Origin of the sequence: Rhodovibrio salinarum DSM 9154 (assembly GCF_000515255.1) — a bacterium.
In the GTDB taxonomy this organism is placed as follows: domain Bacteria; phylum Pseudomonadota; class Alphaproteobacteria; order Kiloniellales; family Rhodovibrionaceae; genus Rhodovibrio; species Rhodovibrio salinarum.
The window spans coordinates 3,257,199-3,274,998 of record NZ_KI911559.1; the positions used below are offsets into that span (position 1 = coordinate 3,257,199).

The 17,800-nt window shown below is 62.4% G+C and carries 12 protein-coding genes and 1 riboswitch; of the genes, 6 read left to right on the forward strand and 6 right to left on the reverse strand.

Annotated elements, in window-relative coordinates:
* Window positions 1–69: 69 nt before the first annotated feature.
* Window positions 70–651 (reverse strand): helix-turn-helix transcriptional regulator, encoded by a 582-nt coding sequence (locus RHOSA_RS0115080; RefSeq protein ID WP_169816639.1) that lies wholly within the window; start codon window positions 649–651, stop codon window positions 70–72.
* A gap of 773 nt (window positions 652–1,424) precedes the next feature.
* On the opposite strand from RHOSA_RS0115080, the gene RHOSA_RS0115085 reads away from it, so the two are divergent.
* From RHOSA_RS0115085 to RHOSA_RS0115095, 3 genes are all read left to right on the forward strand, one after another.
* Window positions 1,425–3,368 carry a PrkA family serine protein kinase gene (locus tag RHOSA_RS0115085; RefSeq protein WP_027289327.1) on the forward strand — a complete coding sequence of 648 codons (1,944 nt, stop codon included), beginning with the start codon at window positions 1,425–1,427 and terminating at the stop codon, window positions 3,366–3,368.
* A 102-nt stretch (window positions 3,369–3,470) separates the two neighbouring features.
* Window positions 3,471–4,784: a YeaH/YhbH family protein gene (locus RHOSA_RS0115090; protein WP_027289328.1), complete on the forward strand. Its 1,314-nt coding sequence runs from the start codon at window positions 3,471–3,473 to the stop codon at window positions 4,782–4,784.
* Window positions 4,781–6,466 carry a SpoVR family protein gene (locus tag RHOSA_RS0115095; RefSeq protein WP_437123674.1) on the forward strand — a complete coding sequence of 562 codons (1,686 nt, stop codon included), beginning with the start codon at window positions 4,781–4,783 and terminating at the stop codon, window positions 6,464–6,466. The genes RHOSA_RS0115090 and RHOSA_RS0115095 overlap by 4 nt, the downstream gene beginning before the upstream one ends.
* Window positions 6,467–6,502: 36 nt before the next feature.
* Here RHOSA_RS0115095 and RHOSA_RS0115100 read toward each other — a convergent pair whose 3' ends face one another.
* Complete coding sequence (locus tag RHOSA_RS0115100; protein ID WP_081728754.1) at window positions 6,503–7,822, reverse strand: OmpP1/FadL family transporter; 1,320 nt, start codon at window positions 7,820–7,822, stop codon at window positions 6,503–6,505.
* A gap of 194 nt (window positions 7,823–8,016) precedes the next feature.
* Between RHOSA_RS0115100 and RHOSA_RS24405 the strand changes: the two genes are divergently transcribed.
* Window positions 8,017–9,519 carry a sensor histidine kinase gene (locus RHOSA_RS24405; protein ID WP_169816640.1) on the forward strand — a complete coding sequence of 501 codons (1,503 nt, stop codon included), beginning with the start codon at window positions 8,017–8,019 and terminating at the stop codon, window positions 9,517–9,519.
* 156 nt (window positions 9,520–9,675) lie between these two features.
* Here RHOSA_RS24405 and RHOSA_RS0115110 read toward each other — a convergent pair whose 3' ends face one another.
* Entirely contained in the window at window positions 9,676–11,466 is a 1,791-nt protein-coding gene (locus tag RHOSA_RS0115110; RefSeq protein WP_200371968.1) for a PAS domain S-box protein, read from the reverse strand.
* A 284-nt stretch (window positions 11,467–11,750) separates the two neighbouring features.
* Entirely contained in the window at window positions 11,751–13,217 is a 1,467-nt protein-coding gene (locus RHOSA_RS0115115) for a class I SAM-dependent methyltransferase (protein ID WP_027289332.1), read from the reverse strand.
* Window positions 13,218–14,173: 956 nt separating this feature from the next.
* On the opposite strand from RHOSA_RS0115115, the gene RHOSA_RS24840 reads away from it, so the two are divergent.
* Complete coding sequence (locus RHOSA_RS24840) at window positions 14,174–15,301, forward strand: cold shock domain-containing protein (protein WP_081728756.1); 1,128 nt, start codon at window positions 14,174–14,176, stop codon at window positions 15,299–15,301.
* A 144-nt stretch (window positions 15,302–15,445) separates the two neighbouring features.
* On the opposite strand, the gene RHOSA_RS24410 is transcribed toward RHOSA_RS24840, so the two are convergent.
* Together RHOSA_RS24410 and RHOSA_RS0115135 are read right to left on the reverse strand one after the other, a co-directional pair.
* Window positions 15,446–16,000 (reverse strand): helix-hairpin-helix domain-containing protein, encoded by a 555-nt coding sequence (locus tag RHOSA_RS24410; protein ID WP_027289334.1) that lies wholly within the window; start codon window positions 15,998–16,000, stop codon window positions 15,446–15,448.
* A 209-nt stretch (window positions 16,001–16,209) separates the two neighbouring features.
* The gene (locus RHOSA_RS0115135; RefSeq protein ID WP_169816641.1) at window positions 16,210–16,581 is read right to left on the reverse strand and encodes a response regulator; all 372 of its coding nucleotides are present in this window, start codon (window positions 16,579–16,581) and stop codon (window positions 16,210–16,212) included.
* 339 nt (window positions 16,582–16,920) lie between these two features.
* Window positions 16,921–17,143: riboswitch (cobalamin riboswitch) on the forward strand.
* A 36-nt stretch (window positions 17,144–17,179) separates the two neighbouring features.
* Here RHOSA_RS0115135 and RHOSA_RS0115140 point away from each other — a divergent pair.
* Complete coding sequence (locus RHOSA_RS0115140) at window positions 17,180–17,656, forward strand: copper chaperone PCu(A)C (protein WP_027289336.1); 477 nt, start codon at window positions 17,180–17,182, stop codon at window positions 17,654–17,656.
* The last annotated feature ends 144 nt before the right edge of the window (window positions 17,657–17,800 follow it).

Genomic DNA, 17,800 nt, shown 5'->3' on the forward strand with positions numbered 1-17,800 from the left:
GGCTAAGTGCGCTCATGCCTATGCAGGTTCGCCAGCGGGCTCAGGGGCCGCCGACACGAGGACGCTCCGTCAGAACCGGGCGAAACGGTTAAACAGAATGATCAGTTCGTTGTCCGTCCGGCAGTCCATTTTCGCCTTGATGTTGCGGATGTGCGTACGCACGGTCCAAAGCTCACTGCCGCGCTCGTAGGCAATCTGCTTGGGCACCAGCCCACTTGCCAGTTTCTTCAGGATATCGAACTCCGCCGGCGACAGATCGAAGGTGTCGATCAACCCCTTCGCACCCGTCTCGGAAATCTGGCCGAATTCGACCATCATCGCGACAACCTGCTCGTTCGGCCCGGTATCGGTGGACGCGAGCCAGTATTCGTTGATCGTCACGATTTTCAGGATCACGCGGTTCAACGACCTGGGATCGAGCAGGGAGGTCACCACTGCTCCCCCGCTCGGCGTGTCGGCATCACAAGCCCGCTCGACCGCACGGGAAATCATTTGGGTATTTTCGGGATTCTTACAGACGAGATGACCGGCTTTCACCGTTAGCGTATCTTGCGAGGTCAGATAGCTCCCCGCGAACAGGTTCGTGTGCAGGACTTCGAGATCTCGGTTCAGCAGGATTACGCTGATCGGCAAATTTTCGATCAGCGCCATCGACGCACTTGGGACGATCATCCGGCCCCCGGCCCCACTGTTCGCACCACCTTTCCTCGGACAGCACCGCTTTCGGACCGGATGCGTCCAACGGACAAGCCGGCCTCCCGCTTCGCGCGCGTCATGTTATGTCCCCGTTTTAATCTTCAGGTGGGAATTGCAGGCGCCGTCCGTCCCACCTTGTCCGTCGCGACAGTCATGCGCCGGGCATGCGAACTCTCCCGGCCAAGCCTCAGACCTTGCAGGTCTTATTATACCACATATTTGCGCCCCCTTTGTTGAACGCAAAAGAGGTAAAACCGCACAAGTTCAACTTTCGGTACTCCTGATCCCTTCGACCTTCAAGGTCAAACTTACAAACATCGATACGAAATTTTGACCAGTGCGGTTAGGCCACAGCAGCCAGGACGGATGCTTTCCGGAAGCCGCGAGATGACGATTAGGCTCATATCAACCTTCACTTGGTGGCATAATATCTGAACCGAATGCCGCACACCGCGCTTGCCGGGGGGGCCGGCGCCGCCCATCCTTAAAGGAAGGGCCTGGATTAAACGAACCTTGGCGCCGCGGTGTGCGCCCATCTCTCCCCTAGCTTAGGCACGCACGAGACCGTCGCGCCGGACCAGGAGGACGCCAACCTAGGAAACATCGTGGCACGCCCCCCGCCCCTTTGCGTGGGCGACCGTGTGAGCCACAATCTTATGTACAAGCCCGCTGTCGCGCACGAATCTTTTAACCGACAGCCGGATGATCCACGTCGGAGTGAGATCGCGATGAGTCAGAGCCAGGTTTTCGACAATCTTCGTGAACGCTATGGCACGCGTCAGCATGCGGAGATGTCGCTGCAGGAATACCTCCAACTCTGCGGCCAGGATCCGACGGCCTATTGCAGTGCGGCCGAACGCCTGTTGGAGGCGATCGGCGAGCCTGAGATGCTTGATACTTCTAAAGATAGCCGCCTTGGACGCATCTTTCAGAACCGCACGATCCGGCGTTATCCGGCCTTTTCCGACTTCTTCGGCATGGAAGAGACGATCGAGCGGCTCGTCGCCTTCCTACGACACGCCGCTCAAGGGTTGGAAGAGCGCAAGCAGATCCTCTATCTGCTCGGGCCGGTTGGCGGCGGCAAATCGTCGCTGGCCGAGCGCATGAAGAAGCTCATGGAAGACCAGCCGATCTACGTTCTCAAGGCTGGCGACCGTACCTCGCCGATCTATGAGAGCCCACTCGGCCTGTTCGATCCGGACCGCGACGGCCCGAGCCTGGAAAGCGAATACGGCATTCCGATCCGCCGGCTGCCCGGCATGTGTTCCTCCTGGGCGGTCAAACGCCTGGACGAGTTCGGCGGCGATGTCTCCAAGTTCACCGTCGTGCGCCTGCACCCCTCCAAGCTGCGCCAGATCGCCGTCGCCAAAGCGGAACCGGGCGACGAGAACAATCAGGATATCTCCTCGCTGGTCGGCAAGCCCGACATCCGCATGCTGGAGTTCTACAGCCAGGAAGATCCGGATGCCTACTCCTACTCCGGCGCGCTGAACCTGACGACCCAGGGCATGCTGGAGTTCGTCGAGATGTTCAAGGCGCCGCAGAAGATGCTGCACCCACTGCTGACGGCGACGCAGGAGCGCAACTACGTCGGCTCGGAGAACGTCGGCGCCCTGCCCTATCAGGGCATCATCATGGCCCACTCCAACGAAAGCGAGTGGAAGTCCTTCAAGGCCAACCGCAACAACGAGGCCTTCCTGGACCGGATCAGCCTGATCCGCGTGCCCTACTGCCTGCGCGTCGACGAAGAAGCGAAAATCTACGACAAACTGCTCGCCCAGTCCGAACTCGCCAAGGCCCCGTGCGCGCCCGGCACGCTCGACATGATGGCGCGCTTCTCCGTGCTCACACGCCTCAAGCCGCACGAGAACTCCTCGCTGTACGCCAAGATGCGCGTCTACAACGGCGAGGACCTGAAGGGCACCGACCCGCACGCCAAAACGGTGCAGGAGTACCGCGACGCCGCTGGCGTCGACGAGGGCATGGACGGCATGTCCACCCGCTTCGCCTACAAGGTGCTCTCGGAGACCTTCAACTTCGACACCTATGAGGTGGCGGCGGACCCGGTGCACCTGATGTACGTGCTGGAGAACGCGATCCGGCGCGAACAGCTGGATCAGGAGCGCGAGCAGAAATACATCGCCTTCATCAAGGAGGAACTCGCGCCACGCTATGCCGAGTACATCGGCAAGGAGATCCAGAAGGCCTATCTGGAAAGCTACGAGGACTACGGCCAGAACCTGTTCGACCGCTACATCGCCTACGCCGATGCCTGGGTCGAGGGACAGGACTACAAGGACCCGGATACCGGCCAGATCCTGGACCGCGACGCGCTCGACCGGGAGCTGTCGAAGACCGAGAAGCCGGCGGGCATCCGCAACCCGAAGGACTTCCGCAACGAAGTCGTCAAATACGCCCTGCGCCAGCGCGCTCAGCAAGGCGGCACCAACCCGCGCTGGACCTCCTACGAGAAGATCCGCGATGTGATCGAGCAGCGGATGTTCTCGCAGATCGAGGAACTGCTGCCGGTGATCTCGTTCGGCAGCAAGCAGGACAGCGAGCAAGCCGGTAAGCACCAGGCCTTCTTGGAGCGGATGGTTGCCCGCGGCTACACCGAGCGACAGGTCCGCCGCCTGGTCGAATGGTACATGCGCGTGCGGGAGGCCGGCTAGGGTGGCGCGCCGGACCGGGCGGCCGTCCCGCCGGCCCGAGCCCCGGGCCCGACAGGCCCGGGCCGCGCCTGATCCCGCGATGACCGGGAGGTCTTGAGCGCCATGCGGATCATCGATCGCCGGGAGAACCCCAAGGGTAAGAACCTCGGCAACCGTCAGCGGTTCGTGAACCGGACGCGCACGCAGCTGCGCGAAGCGTTGGCGGAGAACATTCGCCGACGCAGCGTCTCCGACACCTCCTCCGGCGAGACGGTGACGATCCCCACCGACGGTACGCACGAGCCGGAGTTCAAGCGCGACCCGTCGATCGGCCAGCGCAGCCGCGTGCTACCAGGCAACAAGGAGTTCCGCGAGGGCGACGAGATTCGCCGGCCGCCCCAGGGCGGTGGCCGCGGGTCCAACGCCAGCGAGGATGGCGAAGGCCAGGACGACTTCGTCTTCACCCTCTCGCGCGATGAATTCCTCGACCTCTTGTTCGAGGACCTCCGCCTGCCCGACATGGTGAAGCGCGAATTGAAAGCGGAGGAAGCGGCCAAGCCGAAACGCGCCGGCTTTTCCATGAGCGGGCCGCAGAACCGCCTCAACATGGTCCGCACGATGCGCTACTCGCTGGCCCGGCGGGCCGCGCTCGGCCGGCCGAAACCGGCCGCGATCGAGGAAATCGAGCGCGAGCTTGAGCGCCTGGAGGCCGGCGAAATCCAGCCTGCGGACGGACGGCCCGCCGAGGCGCGGATCGAAGAACTGAAGACCCGCCTGGAACAGCTCAAGCGCAAGCGCAGCAAAGTGCCGTACATCGATCCGTACGACCTGCGTTACAACCGCTTCGAGCACGTTCCCCAGCCGATCGCCCAGGCGGTGATGTTCTGCCTGATGGACGTCTCCGCCTCGATGAACCAGGAGATGAAGGAACTCGCCAAGCGGTTCTTCATGCTGCTGCACCTGTTCCTGCAGCGGCACTACGACAATGTCCACGTCGTGTTCATCCGGCACACCAACTTCGCCAGCGAGGTCGACGAGGACACCTTCTTCCACGGCCAGCAAACCGGCGGCACGATCGTCTCCTCGGCGTTGCAGGAGATGCTGCGGGTCGTCGAGGAACGCTATCCGACCTCGTCCTGGAACATCTATGTCGCCCAGGCCTCGGATGGCGACGACGTACCGGGCGACGTGAAGCACTGCGTCGAGCTGCTGCGCGAGCAGATTCTGCCGATCACGCAGTACATGGCCTACGTTGAGATCGATCCTGGCCAGCGCCTGCGCACCGGCTTCGTCGACAGCGACGAGAGCGATCTGTGGCGCGGCTATGAGCCGCTCAGCCAGGGGCAGGAAAACTTCACAATGCGGCGGATCGGGGAACCGGGCGACATCTATCCGGTGTTCCACGACCTGTTCCGGCAGGAGGAGACGACGTCTTGAGCACGGACAAGCCGAAGTCCAGCGGTCGGGGTACCGGCAAGAAAGCCGGCGGCCAGCGCCGCAGCCGGGCCAAGACGGAATCTCAGAAGGCAGGCGCCACGACGACAGGATCGCAGAAGCCTGGTGACAGCAAACCTGGCGCCCCCGCGGTCAAGTCCGGCCAACTGCTGTTCGAAGGCGCCGACTGGAACTTCGACACGATCCAGCGCACCTATGACGCGATCGAGGAGATCGCGCTGGGGGAGCTCGGCCTGGATCTCTACCCCACCCGGCTGGAAGTCATCACTTCCGAGCAGATGCTGGACGCCTACGCCTCCGTAGGCATGCCGGTGATGTATTCCCACTGGTCGTTCGGCAAGCGTTTCGCCCAGCAGGAAACGCTGTACCGCAAGGGGCTGCAGAGCCTGGCGCTGGAAATCGTAATCAACGCCAACCCCTCGCTCTGCTACATCATGGAAGAGAACACCATGGCGACCCAGGCGACCGTGATCGCCCACGCCGCCATGGGGCACAACCACTTCTTCAAGCACAACCAGACCTTCAAGCGCTGGACGGATGCGGACAGCATCCTGGAAGACCTGCGCTATGCCCGCCGACTGGTCGCGGAGTGCGAGGAATATCACGGCCAGCAGGCGGTCGAGCGGATTCTGGACGCCGCGCACGCGCTCTCCGCTCAAGGTGTCGACCGCGACCGCCGTGGCGATCGGCCGGACCTCGCCGCCGAACGCCGGCGCGCGCACCAGCAGCGCCATGCCGAGCGGGAAGCGACCGACGACCTGTGGCTGCGCACCGTGCCCAAACCCGCCGGCGGCCAAGTGCACGAGCCCGAGGACGAGCAGCTGGAAGCGCAGCGCCGTGCGCTCGGCCTGCCCGAGGAAAACCTGCTGTACTTCCTGGAAGCGCACGCGCCGCTACTGGAGAACTGGCAGCGCGACCTGCTGCAGATGGTGCGCGAGCTGGCCGCCTACTTCGAGCCGCAGCGCCAGACCAAGATGATGAACGAGGGCTGTGCGACCTGGACCCACTACCAGATCATGAACCGGCTGCGCGACCAGGGCCGGATCGACGAAGGCACGATGCTGGAGTTTCTGCATCTGCACGCCCACGTGATCGCGCAGCCCAGCTTCGACGACCGCGGGTTCTCGGGCATGAACCCCTACGCCCTCGGTTTCGCGATGATGCAGGACATCGAGCGCATCTGCACCGACCCCAGCGAGGAGGACACGGCCTGGTTCCCGCAAATCGCCGGCAACGGCCGCCCGTTCGAGACGCTGCGCGAGGCCTGGGCGGAATTCCGCGACGAAAGCTTCATCCTGCAATACCTCTCCCCGCGGCTGATCCGCGAGTTGCGCCTGTTCAAGCTACGCGACGACAGCGCGGAGGATAACTATGTCGTCGAGGCGATCCACGACGACGCCGGCTACAAACGCCTGCGCCGCGCGCTCTCGGAAGCGCATGACCCGGTCGCCGCCCAGCCACGGATCGAGGTGGTGGAGGCCAACCTGCGCGGCGATCGCAAGCTTTACCTGGAACACCGGGTGCAGGATCGCCGCCAGCTGGACGCGATGGAAACCCGCCGCGTGCTGCGGCACATCGCCTTCCTGTGGGGCTACGACGTCCAGCTCACGGAAGTCGACGCCGATACGGACGAGCGCCTCGCGGTACATAACCCGAAGGACTGAGCGCCGCCGGCGATACGGCGCCCTTCTTCCGCCAAGTCAGAAGCTGACAGAGAGCGTGACCGAGACGATGTCGACGTCGGTGTCGGTCGTCGCTGTGAGGTCGCCGCGGGCCCCGTTGCCGGGGTCGCCGGCGTCGAGGTCGATGGTGCGCGACGGCATGAACAGGTGCGCGTAGCCGAGCTTCAGGCGGACCCAGCTCTCCGGCGTCCAGTCCACCCCCAGCGACAGCCACGCCCGGTCGGCGTCGGGGATGCGCGGCGTCAGGGTGTCGTCCGGCGCCGGCGACCAGTCGTAGGCCGCGCCGGCGGACACTGCCAACGCCTCGCTCGCCCGATAGCGCACGCCCACCGCCGCGAACCAGCCATCGTTCCAATCCTGGCGGGTAATATCGTCGGGCTGGCCCGGGTTGTCGAACGCGACCTCGAGGGAGTCGAACGTGCTCCAGTCGGTCCACTGCGCCTCGCCAAGCAGTGTCCAGCGCTCCGACACCCGCTGACTCAACCCCATGGAGACCGAGCGCGGCGTGGTGACGTCCGCGCGCGCATTTGCATCGGGGAACGGCACGCGCGCCGAAAAGTCGGCACCCCCCTCGAGGCTGTGGTCGACGGCGGAGCGATAGGCAACACCGAGCCGGGTGCCTGCAACCGGCGTCCAAAGTGCGCCGAGGTTGAAGCCCAGCGCCCAATCGTCCGCGTCGACCTCTGCGAATCCATCTCCGCTCGGCGTGAAAACCGCATTCGACAGAACACCCCGGTAGTACTGCGCCTGAACGCCGGCCCCCAAGGTCAGCGTGTCGCTCGGGCGGAAGGCCAGCATCGGGTTGAGGTTGTAGGTCGTCACTTCCGTGCCGACGGCATGATACCGGCCCTGCCAGTCGCGGCCGTAATCCGTCTCCAGGCCAAACGGCGCGCTGGCGGAAAAGCCGAGCGACAGTTTGCCGCCCGCAACCTCCGCATCCAGCGGGATGGCCGCGTAGAGCGCCGGGGCAACCGGATTGGGCATGGCATCGCCGACACGTGCGCGCCCATTCGCAGCAGCCCCCGCCGCGTTCGTTCCCCGCGCCTGCGTGATCTCGCTCTGCGGCGCGATCAGGGTCGCGGTGACGCTGGCCGCCGGGGCATCGACCAGTCCGGCCACGGCTGGGTTGAAAAAAAGGTTCTCAAGACCATGCGCTCCGGCAGTCGCCCCCGCGACAGCGCTTCCTAGAGCCCCCGTACCTTGCTGGCGCAGTTGGTAGCCGCCCGCCTCGGCCCTGTCCGTGGCAAAAAACAGTGCCAGTATCGATAGGACCAGCGCCTCCCCGGCATTAAGTTTATACCGGTTATGGTGCCTCCCAACGCCCCCTGTCTTAAACACGTATTTACCCCTCCCCCGCGTTCTTCTCGGGCATCATAGCTAAAGTGGCATGACAATGCTTAAATGGTGGTACATTAAAGTGAATTGCCTACACCGTTATGCAGATTAATCTCTTCTTCACACTGTTAACGAACGGTGAACGCCCCCGCGCCTCCGTCGACCACACCGACACGGCGCCGACCCTGCAGCCAGAGATGCCCCAGACCCTCCCGCCCGCGGACCACACGGAGACGCCCACGGCAGAGCCCGGCCGGGCGCGAACGCAGGACAGGGCAACTGCGGCCGTCGAGCAGGAATTAACGATTCGTCGGTTTCCGCCGGTCTTCCTCGATCCGGAAGTGGAAGCCGATTTCCGGCGCGATTTCTTTAACCGGTCGCGTGCCATCCTACGTGCCGCGCTGTTCCTGGGCGCAGCGATCTATGGAGCGTTCGGGGTCCTGGACCTGCTCGTGGTCGCGCCGGATAAACTGACCCCGCTACTTGCGATCCGCTTCCTCGGCGTATGCCCGATATTGATCGCGATGGCCTTGGCGGTGAATACGGCAACCTTCCGCCGGTTCGCGCAGTTGCTGTTGGGCGGCGGCATGGCGATGGCGGGATTGGGGATCATCGCGATGACCCTGGTGACCGGACCGCCCGTCTCGGGCTGGTACTATGCCGGACTCAGCCTGGTGATCGTCTATTCAACCAGCGCGATCCGACTGCACTTCTTCGTAGCGGTCGGCGTGACCGTCCTGCTGGCGATCGCCTACGTCCTGGCGACGGTCCTTCTGAACGATCTTGGCACGGCGATGGTGACGGCGAATACGGCCTTTCTGATCGCCACGGTCGGGGTTGGCCTGCTGTCGAACTACACGGTCGAGCTGTTCGCCCGGCAGCGCTATGCCCATGAAGACCGGCTCCAGATCGCGATGCGCGAGGCCAACTTCCAGCGCAGTCAGGCCCACGCCGCCAATCAGGCGAAAAGCCAGTTCCTGGCGACCATGAGCCATGAACTGCGCACGCCCCTGAACGCGGTCATCGGGTTCGCCGAGGTGATCTCGCTGCAGATGTTGGGCAAGATCGATAATTCGAAATACAGCGATTACGGCGAACACATCCTGAAAAGCGCCCGACACCTGCTGGGCATTCTGGATGACATCCTGGAACTGGCGAAGGCCGACGCCGGTGCCTTGCGCCTGAACGAAGATGTCGTGGCAATGGACGAGACGCTCGACACCGTCCTGACGTCCGTCAAGCAAGCCGCAGGCGAACGGGGCGTGCGCCTGCAGGCAAAACCGGTCGACCCGGAGGTCGACCTGCGGGCGGATCCACAGCTGATCCGCCAGTTACTGACCAACCTGCTTACCAATGCGATCAAGTTCTCCAGCGAGGGCGGCCGGGTCACGGTCACGGCCGGACGTGATCATGAGGGCGGCTACGAAATCACCGTGGCCGACAAGGGAATTGGCATCGACACCACCGACATGGAGCGGATCTTCGAACCGTTTACCCAGGTGGAATCGGCGTTCGCCCGCGGCCACGGCGGTGCCGGACTGGGTCTGCCACTGGTGAAAAAGATCGTCGACCTCCACGCGGGACGGCTCGAGATGAACAGCAAGCTTGGCGCCGGCACCACCGTGCGCATCCGTTTCCCCAGCACCCGCGTGCTTAAACGCGGGGCAACCCCACGCCCGGCTGACCGGAGATTCAGTTAGAGCGAGGCTCTCATACGCCTAAGCGAACGAGTGCCTGCGCAACTGGTCATGCGACAGCCCGCGTTCCAGCGCACCAGAGGCCGGCCAAGCGCTCGACTGGCATCGGTGAGGGCGCCTGCAGCAGATCTGCCCTGCTGAGCGATCGCTTCAAAGGTATCATCCCGCCAGTCTTTGGATCGACGCCGACAAGCGTTCAAGACGCTCTTCGTTCTGGGTGATTCGCGTCTGAATGTCGTGGGCGGCCGACTGCGACTTCTGCGCCAGGTTCTTGACCTCTTGCGCCACCACCGCGAAGCCCCTACCAGCATCGCCAGCCCGCGCCGCCTCAATCGTCGCGTTGAGCGCCAGTAGGTTAGTCTGCTCGGCGATCCCGTTCACGGCATCCGCCATCCCCGTGATCTCGCGGCTGGACTGCTGCACCTCCCCAAGCGCCGCATCGGTCTCGTTGATCACGCGGCGGCGATCGGTGACATCGTTGCCGTACATCAGATATTTCGACACCTGACCGTCGACCTCACGAACGGCCGTAAACGATCCATCCAGGACGATAAACTGTCCATCGCCTCTAGGCCATTCCACTTCGATACGCAGACCAGACTCACCCGCAGCGTCAATGTCAGCCGTCGTGACGAACTCCGTCAGCTCGCAGGCCTGGCTGATGCCACGGCAGCGTTGACGCAGAAACTCGTTCATGTCGACCAGCTGTCCGGCCGGGGTCCATTCGGCGATCGCGCTGCATTGACTGATCGATTTCAGCCGCGCGTTGAACTCGACCTGCTTGGTTTTGGTCGCGGTGATATTGGTTTGGATCGAGATGAAGTTCTCCAGGTTACCCTTGGCATCGAACACAGGATTGATGGCGAGTGAGATCCAGTAGGGCTGGCCTTGCCGGTCGTAGTTCAGGATTTCCTCATAAAACGGTTGCTGAGCGTTCAGTTTTTCGCGGATCCGGGTCACAGTCTCCGGATCGGTCAGTTCGCCCTGCAGCAGTTCGCCTGGGCTCTTGCCCTTGGCTTCCGCCGCCGTAAAACCGGTCAGCCGCTCAAAACCTGGGTTGACGTAATGGATGCGCCGATCCGGCCCGGTAATGATAACGGAGTTGTCGGTTTCGTTAGCGACCAGCGACAGCAAGCGGAAATCCTCGCGCTGTCGGACTTGTTCGCTCACATCCTTGACGAAAGCCGTGTAGAACTTGCGCCCATCGTCGAGTTCGATGCGTGAAAGAGAGAGCTGTCCCCAGAGGACCGATCCGTCCTTGCGGTGAATCTCGACCTCGCGGCTGGTTCCCACGATCTTGTCCTGCCCGGTCGACCGGTTCGCATTGACGAAGCCATCGTGCCGACCGCGCATTTCAGGGGGAACGAGCAGCTTCACGTTCTGCCCAAGCACCTCGTCGGCGCTATACCCCCACAAGGCCTCCGCCGCTTTGTTGAAAAAGGTGATGCAGTTCTGGTCATCGATGGTGACGACTGCATCGATCGTCTGCTCGAGCGTTTGATTGATCTGCGTCCGCGCCGATCGCTGCTCGCTGACATCCTTGACGAAAGCCGTGTAGACGATCTTGCCGTCCGGCATACGCACCTTGGAAAGCGAAAGGTCGCACCAGACCTTCTGACCGTCCCTACGTTCCAACTGAACTTCGCGGCTGGTCCCGACGATCTTGTCGCGACCTGTCTCGCGGTTCGCATTCACGAAGCTATCGTGGCGTGCCTGCATCTCACGAGGCACAAGCAGCTTCACGTTCTTGCCAACCACTTCGTCCGCAGCATAGCCCCACAGCCGCTCGGCGGCTGCGTTGAAATAGGTGATACAGTTTTCGTGATCGATGCTGACAACCGCGTCGATCGCCTGATCCAACACGGCCCGCAGGTGCTCACCGGAATCCGCTTGATACCGGGTTACTCCCGCGCCCTCTTCGTGATTCCGGGATCCGAGATCGCCTTTCAAAAGGCGTATAAGACTTCTAAGCATAGCAGTGCCTGCAGCAACGAACCCGACCGACGTGAGTTTGCCCCATAGGAGTTAACGGCAGGTTTCGAGTCAAATTCGATGCTGGGCACGCACATCGACCGAAGCGCCCCAGCGCCAGCGCCAGCGACGTTTCGCCCGTTTAGCTGCGGCCCAAACTGGAGAAAGAGATAAAGTCGTCTTCCCCGGTCACGGAAAAGGGGCCGCGGTTCCTGCCCGCGACCCCTCGCCAACGCCGCCCATGTGTCGGCGGGGTGAGACCGTCACGCAGCCGGTTTGGTCAAGCGCATCACCACCACGCAGTTGGTTTCGTCGGAGAACACCTCGCGCTTGGCGTCCGGCACGGTGGCGGCCAAGCGCGCCATGTCTTCCTCGCTACGGTAGATCAAGCTCCAGTCGGCGATAAACTCGAGCGGCCACAGGCTGGCCTCGGCACTCCGCTTGACGTTGCCCAGGACAAGCCGTCCGCCTGGGGTCAGGTGCTTATACAGCCGCTCGATCAACTGGCTGGTACGCCGGTCGGTCAAGTAGTCGATCAGCCCCACCGAGTAGATCAGGTCCTGAGCCGGCATCTGCTCCAGGAACGCGCCGGGGCGCAGCAACTGCATGAACGAGGTCCACAAGCAATCGACACGGGCCCGGCCGCCGTGTTGCAGAACCCGCCGCCGGCTTTCCGTATGCGCCAGGTCGAGCGCACGGCGGTCTTGATCGATCAGGGTGAAGCGGGTCGATCCCGGCAGGCTGAGCGCGTCGAGATAAGACTGCACCTCCTGCGCCGGGCCGGAGCCAAGCGAGGTGATGTGCGTGGTGTCCTCGCCGTTCTTATCGAACACACAGTCGGCGATCTCGTCCTTCATCATCAACATGCGGTTGGCGACGAACTCACCAATGAACACGCCCAAGCGGTGACAGATCTGGTTGTACGCGCCGGTGCCTTCCCACTTGTTGTCGTAGATCTGCTGCATCAGCAGGAAATCGCCCGGATAGCCGAAAGGCTTGTCGTACCCGCGGTGCCAGATGGGTCCGCCCACCAGCTCTGGGGTCAACACCTCCTCGGTGAATTTCTTGGTCGCGCGTAGCCGGGCGGGATCGTCCATCAGCGGCCACAGCATGGCATTCGCCTCGAGCCACAGCTCGCGCCAGCGTGGCACAACCTGTTCCTCGCAAAACTCCAGCATCCGCTGTGTGATCTGCTGATGGTTCGGGCCGCTGGTATCGATCTTCTCTTCCATGCGCGCCAGTGTCCGGCGGGTATGGCGCAGCAAGGCAACCGTATCGGAGACCAATCGCCGGTATTCCGGCGCCACCAAATGCATGTCTGGGGCGGAGTGAAACGCCAAGTCACCACGCAGAACGCTTTCCCAATACTTCTCGACCAGACCGGTCATATCCAGGTGCCGGTCGACCAGCCGCATGCCGATGGTCGCGCGCCCGGCACTAACCGTGCAGTGACGAATCTCCGCCATCGACGCGTGGATCACCTCGCCCCGCACCGACAACCGAACCGGCACCCGCTCGCCGATCCGCCGCGACCAATCGCGACTATCGTCACGCCGACAATGATCGACCGCACCGATCCCGCCGATCGACACATCCTGCAGCACGAGCGGCTGCCCGCCGAGGGTGATATCAGGCACGCCCTGTTGGAATAGGTCCTTCGCAGCGAACCGTTCTGGACGGTAATGGACCAGGTCGCCTTCACCACCCTTAAGTTGCTCGTAAGTCTGCATCACTACACCCCTTTGTGCACCACGGTCCTATCGCGGCTTTCATCAATACTAACGAACGCTCCGACTCGCCCCGAATTCGCCTCCCGGGTCGTCGCGCACAAAGAGAAAGCCCCAAAGAAAATTCGTTTACAATCTAGTAACCTTATTTTTTGTGTGCTTTAATATTATGTTAATTTTTATTATTTAGTTAACATTTAGTTAACACAACTTTGTGATGCTTTATGGGTATGTTAATCTTATAAGTTATGACTGAAAATACAAAATCAAACTAATTTACTCGGATAATTACCGTGGGCACGACACGGCATCGGTGTTTCATCCGCTAAGCAAGCCATTTCGCCCCAACAGAGCGCGCAACCCCACCACCCTCGCGTGTATGGACCAGACAGTTCACACTGCTTTGAGGATTTTAAGATTCATCATTCTCATCGTAATGAAGCACCGCACCGGGATCGTATTTCCCGGCAACCCTCGACGGACGAAAACCGCCTGCTTACGGTAGCCCCTGCCGCTGATCACGGACATCTCGTCAGGCGCGTCGAATAGCTCCGTTGAACCGGTTGTTAAGGCGCAATCCTCAACCAGTTCATCGCGCCGGCTTATCGGGTGAGCCACGAGCGCACCCAATAGGAAGACGAAAACGCGATTCCGTTGCCCCCCGATTCGTCCCTTCAAAACCGGATATCGACGGATTAAAACCAGCAGGAAGGCTTTGTGAGCACGTCTCGCTTGCCCAGAAGCATCGACGATCAACCACCCGCTCGTAGGTTCGTCCGGGATGCGGCGATTCGAATAATAAATTTCCGCCCTCGCCTGCCCGTGGGACGGAAATACCCATTGAAATGGCCACTGAATGCGATAATTAAGGGGGAAGAGGTAAGCCGGTTCCGAAGGCTCATCAATCCACCTCACAGTTTGTTTGGAAGGCTCCGCGCTTTAAGCGGGTGATGTGCTAAATGTCGAGTAATGGTCTGTCGTCGAACGCGCAGCCGGCCAGCGGCGATGGCGCGGCTGGGCCCCGTAAACGTAAAATCGATCGCAGCGAATGGCCGAAGCTGTTGGCCCGCCGGCAGGCGGGTGCCACGCAGGCTCAGATCGCGCAGGACTACGGTGTGAGCCAGGGCACCGTCAGCCAAATCCTGAAACGCGCCCGGGCCGAAGCTGAGGGCCAGCCGGTTGCCGATCTGGATGGTGAAAGCGCGAAAGAGGCTGAGGGCCCGAGCGAGCCTGCCTCCGTCGCCCAGTCTCCAGCTGCACAGCCGGCGCAATCGCCAGCGCCAACGAGCCATCAGGCGGCCCCTGCTGCTGGCGATGCACCCGAGAGCGGCCCTGCGAGTACTGCATCGGTGAGTGCGCCCGCCAACGATGCCGCAACGCCGCGGCGCACCCTGACCACGCGGTCTCGTGCCACGACGGACAGCGTGTCGCCTAGCAGCACGCCGGGCGCTTCGACCGCACCAAGCGTGCCCACCGCCCCAGCTACCAGCGTTTCTGCGGCAACATCCGATGGCGATGGCCGGAGCAGCCCCAATGCCGGACCAGCGGGCGGCAAAGACGTGGCCGTCGAAGCCGGCCGGCGCAGTGGGAATCCGCTCGCGGACCGTCTGCGGGAAGCGACCGAGCGATGTGCCCAAATGGTCGATGAGAAAGCCGCGTCCGAATCGCTTTCCTCGGCCGTGCACGAGGTGCGTCGCGCGCTGGCGGCCATCGAGATCGACGCGGCCAAGCAGAATTCTCCGGCCGCGCAACGCCCGCGCCAGGCGCCGCCAACACGCCCGAGCCAGTCCTCGGCTGCACCGGCAGCGCAGGCGCAGCAACCTCCGCGCGCGCCCGAACCGCTGGAACCGCCACGCCGCGAACCGGGCGTCGATCCCAACAAGGCCGCGGGCCGGGTGAAGTTCTTCAAGCCCGAAAAGGGATTCGGGTTCATCATCCCGGATGATGGCGGCGACGACATCTTCGTCGGTAAGGACACGGTTCAAGCCGCCGGGATCGACCGCCTCAGCGAGGGCGACCGTGTCCGCTACACCCCGGGACCGGGCGCCAAGGGCCTGGAAGCCAAGACGATCGAACGGATCGGCTAGAGCAAGACCGGGCAAGCTTGGATCATCTTGCCTGGGGCTCTTGCTCCAAGGTCGGTGCGATCACGCGCGGTTGCACAACGACCCGGCATCCAGTCTGGGTGCCGGGTCGTTATATTTTGACCAATCGGCTGTCGAAAGCGGCGATCAGCTGTGCTTCTTGGCTTCCGCGATCCAGCCGCGCACGCGCTCCGCGGTGATCGTCCGCGAGTCCAGGTCCTTGGCCACGCGATCCGCATCCGCGCCAGCCAGATCGGCGAAACTGGTAATGCCGAGTTGGGCCAGCTTGGTCTTCATCGCCGGGCCAATCCCCTTGATGTCCGTAATATCCTTTGGGGATGCCGAGCCGCTTGCCGATGTGCTCGACCCCGCGCTCTTGGCTGTATTTTGCGCCCCACCCTTGGCCGCCGTCTTCGCGCTGCCACTCTTGGCGGCACCGCTTTTCGTAGCGGAACTCTTGGTCGTCGTACGCTTCGTGCCCGTCGCACCGCGCTTACTGGTGGAGGTCTTCTCCGCAGCGGAGCGGCGTTGACCGCTTGACCGGCTTGCCGCACTGCTGCCGTGCGACGTTGCGGATTGATCGGCTACGCCTTGCGCGCGTGCGGTGCCCTGGGCGGCCTGGCCTTGTTCCTCGTCGGAATCGGAGACCCAGAAGAAGGCCCGCGCCCAGTCAAGCCCCTTGCGCAGGAAGTCGGCAATCATGATACGCCCCCGTTTAGCGGTCAGTCCCGGCACCGCATTGATGCGCGGCGCTTGCCAGTGTCACGCGAAAACGCGACATGATAAAGTGCAGACGCATCTATTTCTCATTGTTTAACCGCCATTCGGACGACGCCTGCAATTGATGCGGTAGATCGAGGTCTACTCAGCCGGTTGGCTGGACACATCCTGTTCAGACCGCCCACGCAAGCTCACTCAGATTTTTGCGCTTCGCACGCCATGCGGCGGGCGGTCTCCACGAGTTGGCGCAACTTGGCCGGCTGACTGATGTCGAACCCGGCGTCCGCGCCTAGCTTGACCGCGTACTGCGGATACTCGTCCAACCCATGGGAATAGACGATCAGCCGTTGATTGGGCCACATACGGCGTATATCGCGCAGGTATTCGAAGCCATCCTTCTCCGGCATCACGACATCGAGCAAGACCACGGTGTAGACGGGCTCAAGCACTTCTGAGGTTGGCCGGTCGCAGGGGTCCTGCTCACACACCTGCATCCCCTCCAGCTCAAGAGCCGCACGCAGATGCCCCCGTATATGCGGGTTGTCGTCAATTATCAGGACCATTCCTAGCATTTTTCCAATCATATTTTCAGGTTGAAACCTGCCCCCAAAAATCCATTCATTTATCTTCACCCGAATCACGGGAAAGCAATATCTGACACACCACGCTCACAGAACATCAAAATAATTATGATATGCGCACGTCTAATCCAATAAATATTTATATTCACCCCAATGAATCATAAAGAACTGAGAATCACGAAGACCGGACCAAAATGACACCCAATATCCAAACCGAATGGGCCTACCGACGGCTATCCGATCAGACTTTCGTTCGAAACACGGGTTGGAAAGGGTGTCGCGCGCCGCTCTGCGTGGTTGTTCATAACGTCGGGCTTGGCTAGCCTCGTTAGCGTCGACGGTTCCCGACAACGGGGATCCGAGGGAAGCCGGTGCAAGGCCGGCGCTGCCCCCGCAACTGTGATCGGCGAGCCGCCTCCCGCGAACGCCACTGAGGCACGTGTCCTAGAACAGCGCAAGCTGGGGGCCGGACACGACCTTGGGAAGGCAGAGGGGCGGCAACGACCCGTAAGCCAGGAGACCTGCCGGTCGACGCAAGCCAATACACACGCGAGGCGGAGGGCCTCGGAAAGGAAAAGACATGCTGAAGAAATTCATCATCGCGGCCGCTTTGACCCTCGCCGCCCTCGCGCCGGCAAGCGCGCACCACGAGGGGGAAGTGACCGCCAAGCACGGCATCAAGGTCAGCCACGGCTGGACCGTCGCCACCGCGTCGATGTCCGACGGCATCGAGGTCTACATGACCATGTGGAACGAAGGCGAGACGACCGACAAGCTGGTTGGGGCGGAATTGCCGTTCGCCGACGACGCCGTGATCCAGGCGCAGTCGATTTCCGAAGACGGCGAATTGGAGATGCGCGATCTCAAGGCCGTCAACCTGAAGCCGGGTCAGGCGATCACGATGCACCCCCAGGGCGTGCACCTGGTGTTCAACAACGTTCAGCGGGTGCTGCGCGCCGGCGACAGCTTCCACGCGCATCTGGAATTCGCCAAAGCCGGCGAGGTCGAGGTCGAGATCACCGTCATGGCGCCGGATCACGCCAAGGAAATGATGTAGACGTCTCTCCCGGACGCCGGGGCCTTCACGGCTCCGAGCGATGATCCGTTACCACCAAAAAAAACGGGGCGGCACCGATGGGGGCGGTGCCGCCCCGTTTGCGTTCAAGCGCCACGACGATCACAACGACGGCGGCGCGGCCGC

What these genes read in the sequence shown, in the direction of transcription:
- RHOSA_RS0115080 (WP_169816639.1), bottom strand. Translation starts at nt 651, where the DNA reads ATGGCGCTGATCGAAAATTTGCCGATCAGCGTAATCCTGCTGAACCGA.
- RHOSA_RS0115085 (WP_027289327.1), top strand. Translation starts at nt 1,425, where the DNA reads ATGAGTCAGAGCCAGGTTTTCGACAATCTTCGTGAACGCTATGGCACG.
- RHOSA_RS0115090 (WP_027289328.1), top strand. Translation starts at nt 3,471, where the DNA reads ATGCGGATCATCGATCGCCGGGAGAACCCCAAGGGTAAGAACCTCGGC.
- RHOSA_RS24405 (WP_169816640.1), top strand. Translation starts at nt 8,017, where the DNA reads ATGCCCCAGACCCTCCCGCCCGCGGACCACACGGAGACGCCCACGGCA.
- RHOSA_RS0115115 (WP_027289332.1), bottom strand. Translation starts at nt 13,217, where the DNA reads ATGCAGACTTACGAGCAACTTAAGGGTGGTGAAGGCGACCTGGTCCAT.
- RHOSA_RS24840 (WP_081728756.1), top strand. Translation starts at nt 14,174, where the DNA reads ATGTCGAGTAATGGTCTGTCGTCGAACGCGCAGCCGGCCAGCGGCGAT.
- RHOSA_RS24410 (WP_027289334.1), bottom strand. Translation starts at nt 16,000, where the DNA reads ATGATTGCCGACTTCCTGCGCAAGGGGCTTGACTGGGCGCGGGCCTTC.
- RHOSA_RS0115135 (WP_169816641.1), bottom strand. Translation starts at nt 16,581, where the DNA reads ATGGTCCTGATAATTGACGACAACCCGCATATACGGGGGCATCTGCGT.
- RHOSA_RS0115140 (WP_027289336.1), top strand. Translation starts at nt 17,180, where the DNA reads ATGCTGAAGAAATTCATCATCGCGGCCGCTTTGACCCTCGCCGCCCTC.